General features: G+C 39.5%; 14 protein-coding genes. 9 read left to right on the top strand and 5 right to left on the bottom strand.

Annotation, left to right across the window (positions count from 1 at the left end; all coding sequences use genetic code 11):
• The first annotated feature begins 55 nt into the window (after positions 1-55).
• Complete coding sequence (gene leuE, locus E0D95_RS14385) at positions 56-709, top strand: leucine efflux protein LeuE (protein ID WP_130804711.1); 654 nt, start codon at positions 56-58, stop codon at positions 707-709.
• 105 nt (positions 710-814) lie between these two features.
• A complete protein-coding gene (locus E0D95_RS14380) occupies positions 815-1,990 on the top strand; it encodes a benzoate/H(+) symporter BenE family transporter (RefSeq protein WP_130804709.1) in 1,176 nt (391 codons plus the stop codon).
• A gap of 49 nt (positions 1,991-2,039) precedes the next feature.
• On the opposite strand, the gene E0D95_RS14375 is transcribed toward E0D95_RS14380, so the two are convergent.
• Positions 2,040-2,483 (bottom strand): RDD family protein, encoded by a 444-nt coding sequence (locus E0D95_RS14375; RefSeq protein ID WP_130804707.1) that lies wholly within the window; start codon positions 2,481-2,483, stop codon positions 2,040-2,042.
• Between the two features lie 266 nt (positions 2,484-2,749).
• Here E0D95_RS14375 and E0D95_RS14370 point away from each other — a divergent pair, with 266 nt between their 5' ends.
• The gene (locus E0D95_RS14370) at positions 2,750-3,193 is read left to right on the top strand and encodes a universal stress protein (RefSeq protein ID WP_130804705.1); all 444 of its coding nucleotides are present in this window, start codon (positions 2,750-2,752) and stop codon (positions 3,191-3,193) included.
• Positions 3,194-3,264: 71 nt separating this feature from the next.
• On the opposite strand, the gene E0D95_RS14365 is transcribed toward E0D95_RS14370, so the two are convergent.
• Positions 3,265-3,633 carry a hypothetical protein gene (locus E0D95_RS14365; RefSeq protein ID WP_130804703.1) on the bottom strand — a complete coding sequence of 123 codons (369 nt, stop codon included), beginning with the start codon at positions 3,631-3,633 and terminating at the stop codon, positions 3,265-3,267.
• A 102-nt stretch (positions 3,634-3,735) separates the two neighbouring features.
• Positions 3,736-6,342 (bottom strand): aminopeptidase N, encoded by a 2,607-nt coding sequence (pepN, locus tag E0D95_RS14360; protein WP_130804701.1) that lies wholly within the window; start codon positions 6,340-6,342, stop codon positions 3,736-3,738.
• Positions 6,343-6,733: 391 nt separating this feature from the next.
• On the opposite strand from pepN, the gene E0D95_RS14355 reads away from it, so the two are divergent.
• The 3 genes from E0D95_RS14355 to thiM all read left to right on the top strand — a co-directional run bounded on the left by E0D95_RS14355 (position 6,734) and on the right by thiM (position 9,177).
• Entirely contained in the window at positions 6,734-6,991 is a 258-nt protein-coding gene (locus tag E0D95_RS14355; RefSeq protein ID WP_130804699.1) for a hypothetical protein, read from the top strand.
• A 149-nt stretch (positions 6,992-7,140) separates the two neighbouring features.
• Complete coding sequence (locus tag E0D95_RS14350) at positions 7,141-8,298, top strand: hypothetical protein (protein WP_130804697.1); 1,158 nt, start codon at positions 7,141-7,143, stop codon at positions 8,296-8,298.
• Between the two features lie 54 nt (positions 8,299-8,352).
• Positions 8,353-9,177 carry a hydroxyethylthiazole kinase gene (thiM, locus tag E0D95_RS14345; RefSeq protein ID WP_130804695.1) on the top strand — a complete coding sequence of 275 codons (825 nt, stop codon included), beginning with the start codon at positions 8,353-8,355 and terminating at the stop codon, positions 9,175-9,177.
• An 18-nt stretch (positions 9,178-9,195) separates the two neighbouring features.
• Here the strand turns inward: thiM and E0D95_RS14340 are convergent, their stop codons facing one another.
• The gene (locus tag E0D95_RS14340) at positions 9,196-10,908 is read right to left on the bottom strand and encodes an AAA family ATPase (protein WP_130804692.1); all 1,713 of its coding nucleotides are present in this window, start codon (positions 10,906-10,908) and stop codon (positions 9,196-9,198) included.
• A 308-nt stretch (positions 10,909-11,216) separates the two neighbouring features.
• Here E0D95_RS14340 and mdh point away from each other — a divergent pair, with 308 nt between their 5' ends.
• Together mdh and E0D95_RS14330 are read left to right on the top strand one after the other, a co-directional pair.
• Positions 11,217-12,389, top strand: a complete 1,173-nt coding sequence (gene mdh / locus E0D95_RS14335) for an iron-dependent methanol dehydrogenase (RefSeq protein ID WP_130804690.1) — start codon at positions 11,217-11,219, stop codon at positions 12,387-12,389.
• Positions 12,390-12,582: 193 nt separating this feature from the next.
• On the top strand, positions 12,583-13,533 hold the full coding sequence (locus E0D95_RS14330) for an alpha/beta hydrolase (RefSeq protein WP_130804688.1): 951 nt from the start codon (positions 12,583-12,585) through the stop codon (positions 13,531-13,533).
• Between the two features lie 3 nt (positions 13,534-13,536).
• Here the strand turns inward: E0D95_RS14330 and E0D95_RS14325 are convergent, their stop codons facing one another.
• Positions 13,537-14,721, bottom strand: coding sequence for a transcriptional regulator (locus tag E0D95_RS14325; RefSeq protein WP_130804686.1), 1,185 nt, complete (start codon positions 14,719-14,721; stop codon positions 13,537-13,539).
• Positions 14,722-14,885: 164 nt separating this feature from the next.
• Between E0D95_RS14325 and exaC the strand changes: the two genes are divergently transcribed.
• Entirely contained in the window at positions 14,886-16,397 is a 1,512-nt protein-coding gene (exaC, locus tag E0D95_RS14320) for an acetaldehyde dehydrogenase ExaC (protein WP_130804684.1), read from the top strand.
• The last annotated feature ends 307 nt before the right edge of the window (positions 16,398-16,704 follow it).

Below are 16,704 nucleotides of genomic sequence, written 5' to 3'. Positions count from 1 at the left end.
ATTAAAACCGATTTTTGTTATAGTACGAAAATCGGTTTTTTAATGGTATTTCATTGTGTTCGGCATTACAGATCTAACAACTTACATGATTGGTACTTTGTTAATTGTGCTCTTGCCGGGCCCCAATTCTATTTATGTCATGTCAATTGCATCGCGTTATGGCATTAAAACTGGCTACCGTGGTGCGTTTGGTATTTTTACTGGCGATTCAATTTTAATTGTATGTACCGTACTCGGTGCAGCCTCGCTCATGCATGCTTTTCCGTGGATTTTTACTCTATTAAAAATAGTGGGCGCATTATATTTATCTTATTTGGGTTTTAAATTATTAATTGCCAGTTACCAACGCTGGAATACGGTCTCTTCTGAACATGATATTGTGATGGCTGATTTACCTCGTCTTGATCAGATTCATCCCTATCGAACTGCACTGGGGATCAGTTTACTTAATCCTAAAGCAATTTTGTTTTTTCTGTCTTTTTTTGTGCAATTTGTCGATCCTGATTATGCTTATCCAGCTTTAAGCTTTTTTGTACTCGCTGTGATTTTACAGATTGTAAGCTTAGGCTATTTAACCGCGCTGATTTTTTCAGGTGTCAAGCTTTCAAGTTTCTTTCGTAGAAGACATAAAATTTCTGCGGTGAGTATCTTTATGGTTGGTATTTTATTTTTTGGGTTTGGACTTAAACTAGCCACCTCCACTTTGTAATATTTTACCTTTTGTTTAAATCGTACTGCGTTTAGAATGCTGATCAGGCGGTTTCTATCATTATATTTACATCATTTTAAATCCTTATTACCTAAAAGCTGAACCATGCAAAAGTTTATTCGCGATTTTTCTCTTCCAGCGGCATTTGCCGGATTTGTAACCTTCCTAATTGGTATTAGTGTTTCTGCTGTGTTGGTTATTCAAGCGGCTCAAATGCTCGGTGCCAATACTCAACAGATTACATCATGGTTTTGGGCATTAGGCATTGGTATCGGTTTAACAGGTCTGATTTTGTCATGGAAATTTAAATATCCTGTGGCAACCTCATGGTCTACTGCTGGGCTGGCTCTGATTATTGCTACAGGTAGCGGCTATAATTTACATGAAGCAATTGGGGCATTTTTAATATGTGGTTTAATCACCGCACTGCTTGGTTTTTTTGGTGTTTTTGAAAAAGTCCTTGCTTATATTCCGCAAAGTTTAACCAGTGCCATGCTTGCCGGTGTTTTACTCAAATTTGGTATCGCAATTTTTGCCAATATGCAGGATCACTGGCTGTTTATTTTGAGTTTACTGGCTGTTTATGTTGCGTCTAAACGCTTATGGCCACGTTATTGTATTGTCATTACGGTTGTCGTTGGCATCGTGATGTGTCCATTTTTTATGGAGTTTCACCCTCCTGTTTTACATTGGGATTTGGCAAAGCCTGTCTGGATTAGCCCTGAATTTACTTGGTCTGCAATTTTAGGCTTAGCGTTACCCTTATTTGTTATTAATATGGCATCCCAATATTTACCGGGTATTGCCATGATTAAAAGTTATGGCTATCAACCACATGTCAATCAATTGATCGGATGGACAGGTACAGCTCAAACGCTACTCGCACCATTTGGATGTTATACCGTCAATATTGCGGCAATTAGTGCTGCCGTCAGTCTGGATGATCAAGTCCATCCTGATCCTGCCAAACGTTATATCGCGGGAATAAGCTGTGGATTTTTCTATATTTTGATGGGATTATTTGCAGCCACCTTGACCAGTTTATTGATGTCATTTCCATCATTATTTATCATGGCACTTGCAGGAATTGCGCTGTTCGGGACGATTAGTCACAATATTGCGATTGCTTTTCATGAACCAAATGACAGAGAAGCTGCTTTACTCACTTTTTTATGCAGTGCTTCAGGTGTGCAGTTTTTTGGGATTGGTTCCGCCTTCTGGGGATTAATTGTAGGAATTGTTGTTTCTCTTGTACTTAAAGTAAAACTTAAATCAGCGTAATTGTGAGAAAACACGGCGCATAGTATAGCATCGTGTTTTCTGTTCATTTCTATAACTCTTTTACGACCACAGTCTTTGCCATCTTATCGTGCCAACCCTGTTTTTTTGAATCAAAGGCAATCCAGATAAAACCCAGCAAAAAAACCAATGTCGATGGAATGTAGCCAATATAACGAATAATAGACTGCCCCACCGTCAGCTTATTACCTGTTTTTTCATCCAGCACTTTTAAGCGCATCAGACGCTTGCCGGGGGTTCCTGCCAAAAATAACCAAAACAAAATGGTATATAAAAACGGAAATATATAATTCACTAAAATATCAAACCAAAGTGCTGGTTGCTGGTCACTCAACCCTGTTGAAAAAACCAGATCGTAATTTCCTTGGTAAAAAATCCAGGCAGAAGGAATAATCGCCAGCATCATAATCAGTGTATCAATAATAGAGGCACCGAAACGTACCCAAAAACCTGCATATTCATATTTATAAGACATGTTTTCCTCACATTGTTGTTATCAAGACATTATTTCTTTCAAATCTGTTTCATACTAATTGAAAATCGTGCATTACGAAACAAGAGCTGAGCAAATCTCGTTTACGAAACAATCAGAACAGCAACGCTTATTCTAAAACAAATTAATTTGTACCGAGTACTCTTCAAGATTATACAAATATTAATAATTTTAAAGCCATGCTGTCTCAATATTATGTTAGCCTAAATGATAAAAGATTTTTATAAACAATAAATTATGAGGATATTATGACTTATCAGCGTATTTTAGTTCCAGTCGACGATTCTCCACTTTCAACTGCGGCAGTACAGCATGCAATAGATCTGGCGAAAGCATTTAATAGTCAGGTCACCGTGATGAGTGTGGTGGCTATTGACCCTTTTGTTGGCGTCGATTTTTATAAAGTTGCTCCAGCTGTGACTGAACATTTGTTTGAAGCCGAAGCAAATGCAGAAGCTCATTTGGAAAAAATTAAAAGCACCTTTACTGAAAATGGTATCGAAGCCAATATTAAAATTATTCGTGAAGAACCTACTGCGTCGGGTATTGTGAATGTTGCAGATGAAGTCAATGCCGATTTGATCGTCATGGGCTCACATGGTCGTTCAGGTTTAAAGAAACTGGTTTTGGGGAGTGTGGCACAAAAAGTTCTGAGTGAAAGCCCAATTCCTGTACTGATTGTAAAAGCGTAAGCGTGTTGATTGCGCAGTAAACTTCACTGTGAAAGGAAATATCGACTTATTTCTTTTCACATAAGTTTGTTCTAGTTTGACCTAAGCTCGTTCTCATTTGCGAGTTCATCATTAAAATATTTAAGCCAGAAAGCTTCTCGACATTCGGAATTAAACTGAATTCGTTTCGGTTTAATATTTTCTGATCGATGCTGATGATCGACCACTTCATAACTAATCCAGTGTTCACGGCAAGCGTCTATTTCGACCGGTGTCGCATCATGTTCTTCAATTTTGCGGATGGTAATGCCATTTTCAAACTGAAAAAGCGACATTTTTCCAATAACCTGAATATCTCCGTCCAGCCACTCTTTTATTTTTTCTTGTTTATCAACCACCTGATGCTCAGAAGGCTGCTCTGGATATAAAATACTTTGGACATATTTTGAAAGATGAGACATGAAAAATAATGATGTCGATAACGTGATCTCATCATAACATTAGTCATCACTAAAACAGCACTGGTTTTATAATACCAATGCTGTTTTATTATTCACTTCGATTTAAATACTTAAAATACTATTTAAAGTTTCAGTGACATTTTTCGATTTTACTCGAGACTGCAACGCTTTTAGTGCTTTTTGAACATTGCTACGCTGAGGTTCAGCTAAGGTGTACCAGCGTGACAAAACTTGTAATAAACGTGAACCTAAAATTGGGTTCTTCGCATCAAAGTATTCTGCCAAACCGATATAATGTTCTACCCCATAGCTCCATGCATTGACAGGATTATTACTTAAACCGCCACTTACTGCACGTACACGGTTTGGCGTACCCAAATCGTAATCTGGATGCTGTGTTAAGGCATGAATCGTCGTCGCTGTTGCATTTGGATTTGCGGCTTGTACCATAAACCATTGATCTAAAGATAAAGCTTCATCCTTGTAACGATTATAAAAATCATTTAGAGCCTGTTGAGCTTGCGGTGCATCATTCCAGACCAACACACGTAGCGCACCTAAACGCTCCGACATATTGTGAGTCTGTTGATACTGGTCATAAGCCAGCTCAAACGCACTGTCATCGCCCTGACGTGCCATCATACTCAGCATGATATTTTTTAGAGCGCGCTCACCCATCGCTTGAGAAAAGTCATTTTGCAAAGATGGATCAAGTGACAAATAAGTTTCTTTCCAGAATGTTCCCAATTCACGTGCCAAAGTTTCCAGCACTGAGTTACGCTTTTCCTGAATCACTTGTGGCTCATAGTCTGCATCAATACGGCTACCCAAATAACCTTCAGTTGGCACATCAAATAAACGTGAAGCAAGTAACGGATCTTTTGTCACTAAATCAGGCAAGGTATTTTTAATAGCTTGAATATAAGGTTGAACCTCATGGTCTTTAAGCAAGATACGTTCAAGCAATGTTTGACTCGCCTGCCACTGGTTAAAACCACTGGTTTCATGCTGAATTAAAAATGCCAATTCATTATCACTGTAGTCAAACTCAAGATTCACAGGGGCAGAAAAATTACGTAACAATGACACCACGGGTTGCTCTGTCACCTGTGTAAATTCAATGCTGGCAGTATCCTGATCGAACAAGTACACACCATCTTGGACATTATCGACAAACAAGTCTGAACAATGCAGCGTATATTGTTCGCCTGTTTTCGCATTAAATAATGCCAAAGCCACTGGAATTGGAACAGCCTTTAAATTTGGATATTTCGGATGTGCTTTCAAACTTTGCTTGAGTGTTAAACGATAAGTCTGTGTTTGGGCATCGTATTGACCCTGCACTTCAAGTTTAGGTGTACCGGGCTGGTTATACCATGTTAAAAAGTTCGCCAAATCCACACCCGAACCTGCGGATAAAGCATCGACCCAATCTTCTACCGTGACCGCCTGACCGTCATAACGGCGGAAATATTCGTCTGTGCCTTGACGGAATTTTTCTTTTCCAAGCAAAGTCGACATCATACGGTTAATTTCCGCACCTTTTTCATAAACCGTGGCAGTGTAGAAATTATTAATTTCAACAAAATGGTCGGGACGCGGTGGATGTGATAATGGACCTGCATCTTCTGGGAATTGATGTGCTTTTAGCACCGCGACATCATCAATACGTTGTACCGCAGCCGATTGTAAATCTTCTGAAAAAGACTGGTCACGAAATACCGTTAAACCTTCTTTCAAGCACAGTTGGAACCAATCACGACAGGTAATACGGTTGCCTGTCCAGTTATGAAAGTATTCATGGGCAATCACAGATTGAACACGCATAATCGCGGCATCGGTGGTGTATTCTTCATCCGCCAAAACACATGAAGTATTAAAGATGTTTAAACCTTTATTTTCCATTGCGCCCATATTGAACTGGCTGACTGCCACGATCATATAATTATCCAGATCATAGGCGCGACCATAGTGTTCTTCATCCCAACGCATTGAATGTTTTAAAGCTTCCATCGCGATATGACATTTTGGAATATCTTTTTCAATCGCGTAAATTTCTAAAGCAACATCACGCCCTTCAGAGGTCGTATAACGGTCTTTTAATACGGCTAAATCACCAATGACACAGGCAAATAGGTAGCTGGGTTTCTTGGTTGGATCTTGCCAAATTGCAAAATGACGATGCTCTCCTGCTTCACCAGTTTCCAGCAGATTACCATTGGCGAGTAAGACAGGATATTTTTTATCTGCTTCTACACGTGTCGTAAACTCAGCCAACACATCTGGACGGTCAGGATAATAGGTAATTTTACGGAAACCTTCTGGTTCGTTCTGGGTGACAAATAAATCACCCGCTTTATATAAGCCTTCAAGTTGCGTATTGCTTTCAGGATGAATCATCACTTGGGTATTTAAAATGACATCATCAGGTGCATGAGCAATCACCAGTTGTTCATCACTGAGTTGATATTGATCAGATTGTAAATTTTCTCCATTTAATACAATCGACTTTAATTCCAGATCACGCCCCAATAACACCAAATCACCAGCAGTTTGACGTTTCATCACCAGAGTTGCATCAACAATCGTGTGATCATCGTATACCTGAATATCGAGGTTAACGGACTCCACTAAAAATGAAGGTTTTTGATAATCTTTAAGATATACCGTTTGATCTGCCTGAACGTGTGGATTTGCCGCAATATTCATATATTTTCCTATGTCGCCACATCATGTCGTGGTATCAGTATTTATTGTGTATGAAACTGATCATACGCCAAGTTAGCTGAAGTGTGTGTTGTTTCAATTTAAAATTTACATGGGTGTCATGCTTTTATTTTTCAATTGTTCACGCTTTAAATATATCTATTGAGCAAAATGCTGCATCAATGTAGACACTAAAGATTTAGAAACAAGTCATTTTACGGTTACAAATTAACCCATTTATTTGCACATTTTTTTGCGGCGATTACCTCGAATTACTTTTTTCATAAATAGATTACATTTTGTGCACGCTTTTTGCTTAGTCTTAAATAACATCATCGGTCAAGATGATGATGACAACTACTGTAGACATAAAATAGCCGAGAGGTGACATAACATGGGATTAACTCAACACTTATATCGTGCTGAAAATATCAAAGCGATTCATGATTTACATGATGCAGGCGTACCTGATCATGTTATTGCCGTGTTTATGAGCGCAGAAGGTATTGAGCTTCAGCCGCAGGATGTGATCAGTATCGTCAATACTTATGATGCATTGGGTAAAGAAAAAGCACCAAGCAAAAAAGTCAAAGCATTGATCGCTGCTAAAAAACTCGGACAACATGACGAATCTCTGCCTTGCCCTGTCTAACTCTATTTTCATTCATGTATGAAAAGCCTAAATTCGAACTGATCGAGTTTGGGCTTTTTGCTTTCTCATAGTGTAATTCTACGGTTTGATCTGACCAATCTTGCAATAGCACGTTATAATCGTGTTTTTAATTCGCTATATCAAAAGGTATGACTCTGAATATTCTGAAGAAACAGTTAGATGAAAGTACCCTTTGTCCGTTGTGTCAGGCGGCCATGTACTTTGTCGAAGCAGAACAGTTCGATCAGGATGTCCAGTTTCACCAGTGTAGTCATTGTCAGCATCAAGTCTTTAGTGATGCAAAAATGGTCTGCCATTGTGCAACTTGCACCAAGCAACGCAAAAAAATGATGCAGGAAACACTGCAACAAGAACAACGTAAAAATAAAGTTAAAGAGGATCTCATATATAATCTGGAAGATTTAAGTCTGTTACATAAGCTTTATCTTTTGGCTTTGCTAGATGATCGGATTCGGGAAAATGTGCCGCATGATGAATATATTTACTGGGATCAGATTAAATACGACTACATCAGTCCCAATTATTTATTTCAATCGGGTCTGATCAAAGAATTATTAAAGTCTGGAATTTTAGTGCACAAAAACCCTCATGACGACGATAAAATTTATTATTTAAGAGTTCGTTTAGAAGGTTATAGTGAACCGAGCTTATTTAGTGTTGCACAACAATTACGGCATTGGTTTTATGAAAAACTCAGCTTAGGCATTCCCTATAAAACCACAGAAGAAGTAAAAGACGTATTATTTTTAATGCTATATCAGGAAGTGATTCAGTTCATGCAGATGTACTGTCGCACGTGGGGCATACAAATCGCAGGAAATCGTAGCTTTCAACAGTTTTGCTATAGACTCATGGGAAGTTTGGCGATTGGGCAAATTTATTATTTGATTCAAACAGCACTGGAATATTTATATACTCAAAAGGCATTGCAGCCACGCAATGAAAACTTTATTAATACCAATATATTAAAGAAAACTTTAGAACAATATCGCGAACGCTCAATCAATGAAAAATGGGAAACCTCAACACTGCCACGCCCCATGAATCTGCCCTTGAGTAAAATGAGCCAGATATTTTTGTTTGAATTTTTATCTTATGATGAAAGTATTTTCATTCAACCGATTTGGAGAGCTTGGCGAAAAATTGAACCCAGACTTAATTTTTATTCGATCAAACGTTGTATGTATTGTGGTTCTGATGATTTAGAAGTGGATTATGATGCTGCTGACTATGTGTCGCTGATTTGTCGTCATTGCAAACATCAGGATCATTATTTTACCAAATAATTTTTATAAGCTTTGAAATATAAACGTTGCGCTATAAGCTTTGAGGGAAAAAATATGTATAACTCATCTAATATTATTGATTATGTCATTGCTGCATGGGAAAAATTACAAGAACACGCTCCTTTAGTTCAATGCATAACCAACAGTGTCGCAGCTAATTATGCAGCCAATGTGCTGCTGGCAGCAGGTGCGTCTCCTGCAATGATTGATAATCCATTTGAAGCAGAAGCTTTTACCAAAATTAGTGGTGCGCTTAGTATCAATTTAGGCACACCTACGAGTGAGCAAATGCAGGCCATCCAAATTTCAGCAAGAACTGCACATGCAAACCAGATTCCATGGGTGCTTGATCCAGTAGGTTATGGCCCAGTTTTAAAATGGCGCAGTGAGATGGTCGATGAATTATTACAATATCATCCTTCTGTCATTCGTGGTAATGCCTCTGAAATTAGTGCGCTTGCAGGGAATTTGACCCAGAGTAAAGGCGTAGACAGTACCTTAAAAAGTGATGAAATGTTTCAACTTGCACAGGGCTTATTGACTCAAACCAGTTGTGTTGCCATCTCGGGAGAAAATGACTATATCTTGTCAAATGCCATGACATGTATCGTCAAAATTCGGGGTGGTAGTCATTTACAACCTAAAATTACCGCTACAGGCTGTGCTTTGGGTGCCTTGATCGCGGCCTATTGTGCAGTTGCTCCTGTTCATTTAGCGACGATTGCTGCACATATTCATTTTGCGATTGCAGGCAAACTTGCCTATGATCAGGCTCAAACTATAGGCAGTTTTAATACCATGTTTATGGATTATATCCACATGATGGATGCGAATTTGATTGAACAATATGCCTGTCTTGAATTGATTTCAGATGATTAACCGCACAGAAATTCTGTGTTATTCAATAAACAATAACGCTAAACGGACTTGATCATAACCCATACGCGGACTGGTTAATTCCACAATGGGTCTAAGTTTGATTGAACCGTCATCATTAAAGTTCTCAGGTCGTTTACTTTTTTGCACCCGTTTATATAATTTTCTAATTTGCTCAACCACTTCATCGCCCGGATGTGCAACCGAAATATCGAGTCCTTGCTCTTTTTGTAGTCGTGACAAATGGTTGATAATCGTTGCAGGTGTTAAGCCACGTTCTGTTGCAATATCCTGAATATCATAGCCATCTTCAAACAAGGTACGAGTTTCATCTAAAGTTGCAGAGCCATAATTTTGCTTCTCGCCTTTGGCGAGTTTTTTCTCGTTGCGTTGAATCTCGGTTTCATTCAAGGTACCACCACAATGCCGAATAAAGGCCTTATGTTGATCAGTTAAATCTGTATCCAGAAAATGATCTTCTGCTTCCTGAGATAATTCCTGAAAACGCTTATCCGCTTTAAGTGCCAATGCATCTAGTTCTAATGCTTGATCATTAAATCCTAATAAACGCAAACCCGTTAAGGATTTTAATCGAGACAAAGCCACATAACCCTGTCCCTTTTCAAAGGTATGCGACAAATTGATTTCTGCCGCTTCTAAGGTCATACCCTGACTTTTATGAATGGTAATCGCCCATGCCAGACGCAGTGGAATCTGCTGAAAACTGGCAATACTTTTACCCGCCTCATTTTCAATTGACCATGTTTCTGGTTCAACTAAAAGCGTCGTACCATCCGTCATCTTCACTTTTGGCAACAAGCCATGCTCATCATCTTCTTCAAAACCAACGACTTCACCTAAACTGCCATTGATGTAGCCCATATCAAAATTATTCTTTACAAACATGACTTTGGCATGTTTTTTAAGCAGTAATTCTTCAGGCGCACGAACCGATGATTTTAAAGTTTCCAGAAGTTTTTCATTGCCATCTAAGACTGCATTAAATTGATGTCCTTCATTTTCAATTTCATTTAAGTGTTGAAAATTAATATTATCGACATCCATGTTATGTGTATAAAGACGGGTAAAAGTATCGCCAATCTCTTGCTGACGTGATTGTTGTAAAGCTTGTGTATGCTGTGGCTGAATGTTTTGCGCACGAATGGCATTTAAAATTTGATTGAGGATTTCATCGTCCTGACGATGTTGTTCAGTCAGATAACACACTCGAAATTTGGCCTCGACCCACGCATCAGACATAAAGCAAAACTTATCACGATTACGTTCATCATTTTTGCCTACAGGCGGTAACTGGAAAAAATCACCTGCGACAATGACCTGAATCCCACCAAATGCCTCATCACTTTCTTTAAAATATTTTAAGACCTGATTGACCAAATTTAGTTGTTTGGCATGCAACATGGAAATTTCATCAATAATTAAAACTTGCGCATTTTCAAGATGTTCTTTTAAATATTTGCGCTCTTTCATGCGTTTGAGATCATCCTCACTCAGATGATCTTTAATACCAATTCCTGCCCACGTATGAATGGTCATGCCATTCATATGCGTTGCTGCGATTCCAGTCGATGCAGTCACAGCAACAGGTACTTTACGCGCTTTTAAGTAATTGATGTATTGATTCAGGGTATATGTTTTTCCTGCACCGGCCGAACCTGTTAAAAACACATTTTCACCCGCTTTTAATAACTTCAGTGCAGTTTCTTGCTTCATAACCTGATCATTTCCAGAAAACAGCCCATAGCTTAACGACTTTACATACAAAAGTGAAATCCGAAAGCCCATTAAAAATATAAAAACAATAACAGGATTCGTTCATGGCGATTTGAATACTCTTTATTTTTATCTTTAGCGGAGAAACAACAATAACTTATAAAAAACTAAATAAATCAAAAATATAAAACCAAATATGTATTGGTAGGTTTTTGGTAGGTAGGAAAAAAACAATCAAATCAGAATACTAGCTTCAAGGTGAAGAGCACCTGTAAAACAAATGGATGAATGGAAGAAGGAATCGCTCCATGGCTTTAAAAAATATTGCTGACCAAACAAATGGTTTTTATATCCCGTGTGTTTCTCTTTTCGGCCCAGGCTGTGCCAAGGAAATCGGAACCAAAGCACAAAATTTAGGTGCAAAAAAAGCACTGATTGTCACCGATGCAGGCCTTTTCAAATTTGGGGTGGCAGATACCATTGCAGAATATTTAAAAGATGCAGGTGTAAATAGTCATATTTTTGCAGGTGCAGAACCTAACCCAACCGATAAAAACGTACACAATGGTGTCGATGCCTATAACGACAATGATTGTGATTTTATTGTATCACTGGGTGGTGGTTCTTCACATGACTGTGCTAAAGGCATTGGGCTAGTCACTGCGGGTGGCGGACATATTCGTGACTATGAAGGCATCGATAAAAGTAAAGTACCGATGACCCCGCTGATTGCAGTGAATACCACCGCAGGTACAGCCTCGGAAATGACGCGTTTTTGTATCATTACCAACACAGATACTCATGTCAAAATGGCAATTGTTGACTGGCGCTGTACGCCGCTTATCGCGATTGATGACCCAAAACTGATGGTGGCTAAACCTGCAAGTTTAACCGCGGCAACAGGAATGGATGCTTTGACCCATGCCGTTGAAGCTTATGTGTCTACTGCCGCCAATCCAATTACCGATGCCTGCGCCGAAAAAGCCATTTCTATGATCAGTGAATGGCTCAGTCCAGCAGTCGCCAATGGTGAAAACCTTGAAGCGCGCGATGCGATGAGCTATGCCCAATATCTAGCAGGTATGGCCTTTAACAATGCGTCACTTGGTTATGTACATGCGATGGCGCATCAACTCGGTGGTTTCTATAACTTACCGCACGGCGTTTGTAATGCAGTATTACTCCCCCATGTGAGTGAATTTAACTTAATTGCCTGTCCTGATCGTTATGCACGAATTGCCGAAATCATGGGTGTACAAACTCAGGGACTCAGCAAAACTCAGGCTGCACGCGCAGCGATTGACGCGATTCGTGAATTATCAAAATCAATTGGCATTCCATCTGGATTAACAGAACTAGGCGTTAAAACTGAAGATCTGGCAATAATGGCTGAAAATGCGCAAAAAGATGCCTGCATGCTGACCAATCCTCGCAAGGCAACCCATGCACAGGTGGTGGAAATTTTTAAAGCCGCTCTTTAATGAAACTTGATACATTTTAAATCACGCTACAATTTCCAACTTTGTCCTTCGAGTTAGCTTCTCTCCAACCAGCTAACTCGATTGAGGGAATATTTCTCCAAGATATTCCCTCTTTTTTTCTTAGCTTCAATTGACAAAACTAATATTTCAGACAAGGATGACAGCATGCTTAAATAACAAATGAATAAAAAATATGAATCAATACGTTCCCGATCTTTTAGGTGAAGGCTATCAACAACTCACTTTAACTTTTCCTGATGATTATGAAGGCAAAGTGATTGCTACATTAGTCAGAAAAAAAGCGAAAACACCAACCAATAAAGCCGTTTTATACATTCATGGTTTTATCGATTATTTTTTTCAGACTGAAATGGCTGAACAATTTAATCAACATGGTTATGACTTTTATGCACTGGATTTGAGAAAATATGGTCGTTCTCATCTTCCGCATCAAATTTTATATAACGTACTCGATCTGAATGAATACAATGCCGAGATTAGCGAAGCCCTTAAAATTATTGGTGAAGAACAACATAGTCAAGTTCTTTTGGCAGGACACTCAACTGGCGGTCTGATTGCGACTTTATATGCTGCACACCATTCAGATCATCCTTTGATTAAAGCACTTTGGGCCAATAGCCCCTTTTATGACTTTAATATGAATTCGCTAAAAAAAGCGGTCGGTGTACCTCTATTAAGTCAAATTGGTCGTTATTTACCTCAAGCCAAATTTCCGAGCGGTTTAAATAAATGGTATGTGCCTAGTTTGCATCAAGATTATTATGGTGAATGGTGGTTTGATTTAAACTGGAAACTTCCAAATATGAAGAAAGTTCAACTCAGTTTTATTCGTGCCATTCATGTCGCTCAAAAAGAAATTCATCGTGGTGTTAAACTTTCCATTCCTGCACTGGTCATGCATTCAAACCAAACTAAAAATCCAAGAAAATGGAGCAAAAAAGCCACACAAAGTGATGTAATTTTGGGCGTTAAAGATATTGAAAAATATGCACATAAAATTCAAGGTGATGTCACCACTCAAACCATTCAGCATGGTCTGCATGATTTGGTTCTATCAGCTGAACCTGTTCGTAATCAGGTTTATCGGCAACTCTTTGATTGGTTAAACATCAAAATGCCTTAACGTTTATTGTTCTGCCTGCTGATATTTCATCAATGATTGGTGGGCAGGATGATCATTGGGCAATAGCTCCATTAAACGCTCCACGGCATCAATCGCTTCAGGGAAACGCGCCACATGTTTGAGTAACATATCGGTTTCTTTGGCTTTAAAAATGGCATCACTTAAACGTGATTCCAGACAATCACGCCATGCACATAAAAATGGACTTTCGGTTTTTGCCAAGAAAACCCCTGTATATAGCTGCAAAGCTGAAGATACATAGCCCGAATCCAGGGCATTTTCAGCCTGTAAAAAATCAGCTTCGACATGTGCCAACAAGCGATAAGGACGTGAACCCAACATTCCGCCAAGTACATCACGTAACTGTGACATTTCAGCCTTGAGCGTCCCCATACTGACTTTACGTTCCCCGTAAAGTGCCTGATGCAGCGTTTCCAGATTTAAACCTTGCGAACATAATGCCAAAATACTCAGAATCTCAATCTGGCGTGGGGTTAATACCAGATTTTTTCCATTAAATAATACTTGTGGAATAGAAAATGCGCGAATATACAACTGTTGACGTTGCTGTTCCTGCAAAGCGGTTTGAATAATGGAGGCGCAGCGTTCAGCCGCCAAAATACCGAGTGAATTATGATTGGTCCATGTGGTGGATAAATCAATTACACCGAGCAATTGCCTCGAATGTGGATCGATAATAGGAGCGGCATAACACACCCAATCTTGCACTGACTGCATATAATGCTCATTGGAAAATACACAACTGGATTGCCGCGTTTTGATGGAAAGTGCTAAAGCATTAGTGCCGACCATTTCCTCGCCCCACTGCCCGCCTTCTACAAAATGCACGCGTTCAGCCGCACTACGCATCTGCCGACTGGCAGCCGTCCAGATAATCGTACTGCCAACATCGCCTACCGCAATCACCATCGATGATTGTTCAGCCACATGTTTCAGATCATTGCCGCAATACTGCAATGCCATATCCAGTGCAGAAGGCTGTTTTTGCGTCAAGGATAATAATGGCGCAGCAGAACGCTCTTTGGGAATTGCAGCAGAAACCGAGCGTTGCCATGAGCTGGCAATGCTTTCATTCAACTGACCTGACTGTGCTATAGAGCCTTGTTCTTGTTGACGAAAAGTATCAATTCTGTCGCGCTGTTCCCTGAGCTGTTGTTTTGTAATCATTTGCAAATCCCTTGAAAATTGTCATGGTCTCCAACCTTTCTCCAACCTTTCTCCAACCTTCACTCTTATATGCTAACTGCATAGTGTACAAAAGTACCTTATACCAAAGCTGTAGAAGCTTCAAATTTGATATGTATATCAATGATCAGCAAAGGAATATTTATATGCGTTATATCGATCCTAATCAACCGGGTTCTAAGGTTCAATTTAAAGCTCAATATGAAAACTTTATTGGTGGGCAATGGGTTGCCCCTGTAAAAGGAGAATACTTCGAAAACCTTTCTCCTGTCGATGGCAAAGTATTTACTAAAATTCCGCGTTCAAGTGTGGAAGATATCGAATTAGCCTTAGATGCAGCGCACAAAGCAAAAGCGCAATGGAATAAAGCGTCTCCAACCACTCGTTCTAATTTATTGTTAAAAATTGCCGATCGTCTTGAAGCCAATCTGGAAATGTTGGCAGTTGCAGAAACATGGGACAATGGTAAGCCTGTGCGTGAAACACTGGCTGCGGATATTCCACTGGCGATTGATCATTTCCGTTATTTTGCAGGCTGTATTCGCGCACAAGAAGGCGGAATTTCTGAGATTGATGAAGACACCATTGCCTACCATTTTCATGAACCTTTGGGCGTCGTCGGTCAAATTATTCCGTGGAATTTTCCGATCTTAATGGCGGCATGGAAACTTGCACCAGCTTTGGCTGCGGGCAACTGTATTGTGCTTAAACCTGCTGAACAAACACCGGTGAGTATTTTGTTGCTGGTTGAACTGATTCAGGACATTTTGCCTGCGGGTGTGCTAAATATTGTCAATGGTTATGGTGTTGAAGTGGGTCGTCCACTGGCAACCAATCCACGTATTGCAAAAATTGCCTTCACAGGTTCAACCAAAGTCGGTCAACAAATCATGCAATATGCGACTGAGAATATCATTCCAGTCACGCTTGAGCTTGGTGGCAAATCACCGAATATTTTCTTTGAAGATATTTTAGATAGAGAAGATGATTTTCTGGAAAAAACTCTGGAAGGTTTTGCCATGTTTGCCCTGAATCAGGGTGAAGTGTGTACCTGCCCTTCACGTGCATTGGTTCAGGAAAGTATCGCAGATCGTTTTCTTGAAATGGCAGTCGAACGTGTTAAAAAGATCAAAACAGGTCATCCATTAGATACTGACACCATGATTGGTGCGCAAGCATCCAAGCAACAGTTTGACAAAATTATTGGCTGTATTGATACCGGTCGAAATGAAGGTGCACAGCTTTTAACAGGTGGTGATGCGCGTCATGATGTCGATGGTGGTTTTTATATTGAACCGACCATTTTCAAAGGCAATAACAGCATGAAAATTTTTCAGGAAGAAATTTTCGGCCCTGTCTTGTCTGTGACGACATTTAAGGATTTTGATGATGCGATGCGCATTGCCAATGACACTGTATATGGTTTAGGTGCAGGTGTCTGGTCACGTTCTGCGCATACCTCTTATCGAGCAGGTCGTGCGATTGAAGCGGGTCGTGTCTGGACAAACTGCTATCACATTTACCCTGCTCATGCTGCCTTTGGTGGCTATAAACAATCGGGTATTGGTCGTGAGAATCATAAAATGATGTTAGATCACTACCAACAAACCAAAAACTTATTGGTTAGTTATTCAACCAAACCAATGGGCTTTTTCTAAAACCCATCTTCACACACCATAAAATAGAGGTGATTGATTCACCTCTATTTTTTATTAGAACAAAATGTTTTTTTAAATCTGCAACATATCGAAATCATGTTTAACAGGTCGAATGTTGCGTAGCTGATCATCATGTTGTGATCATTGATTTAAAATTCGTGCTTACTCAGATTCAATTATGACTCAGGCAGTCTTTAAAAAAAGATTTGCAAATTTAACAACTCTTTCTTTTCAATCGCATCAACAATTCAGTTTTCTTTTTCATTATTTTGGCTTAATGTGAAATCTATCGATGCAATTCCGAACC

Source organism: Acinetobacter ihumii, assembly GCF_900625095.1.
Classification (GTDB): Bacteria; Pseudomonadota; Gammaproteobacteria; order Pseudomonadales; family Moraxellaceae; genus Acinetobacter; species Acinetobacter ihumii.
Note: the sequence above shows the minus strand (reverse complement) of the source record. Positions and strands in the feature narration are given on the sequence as shown.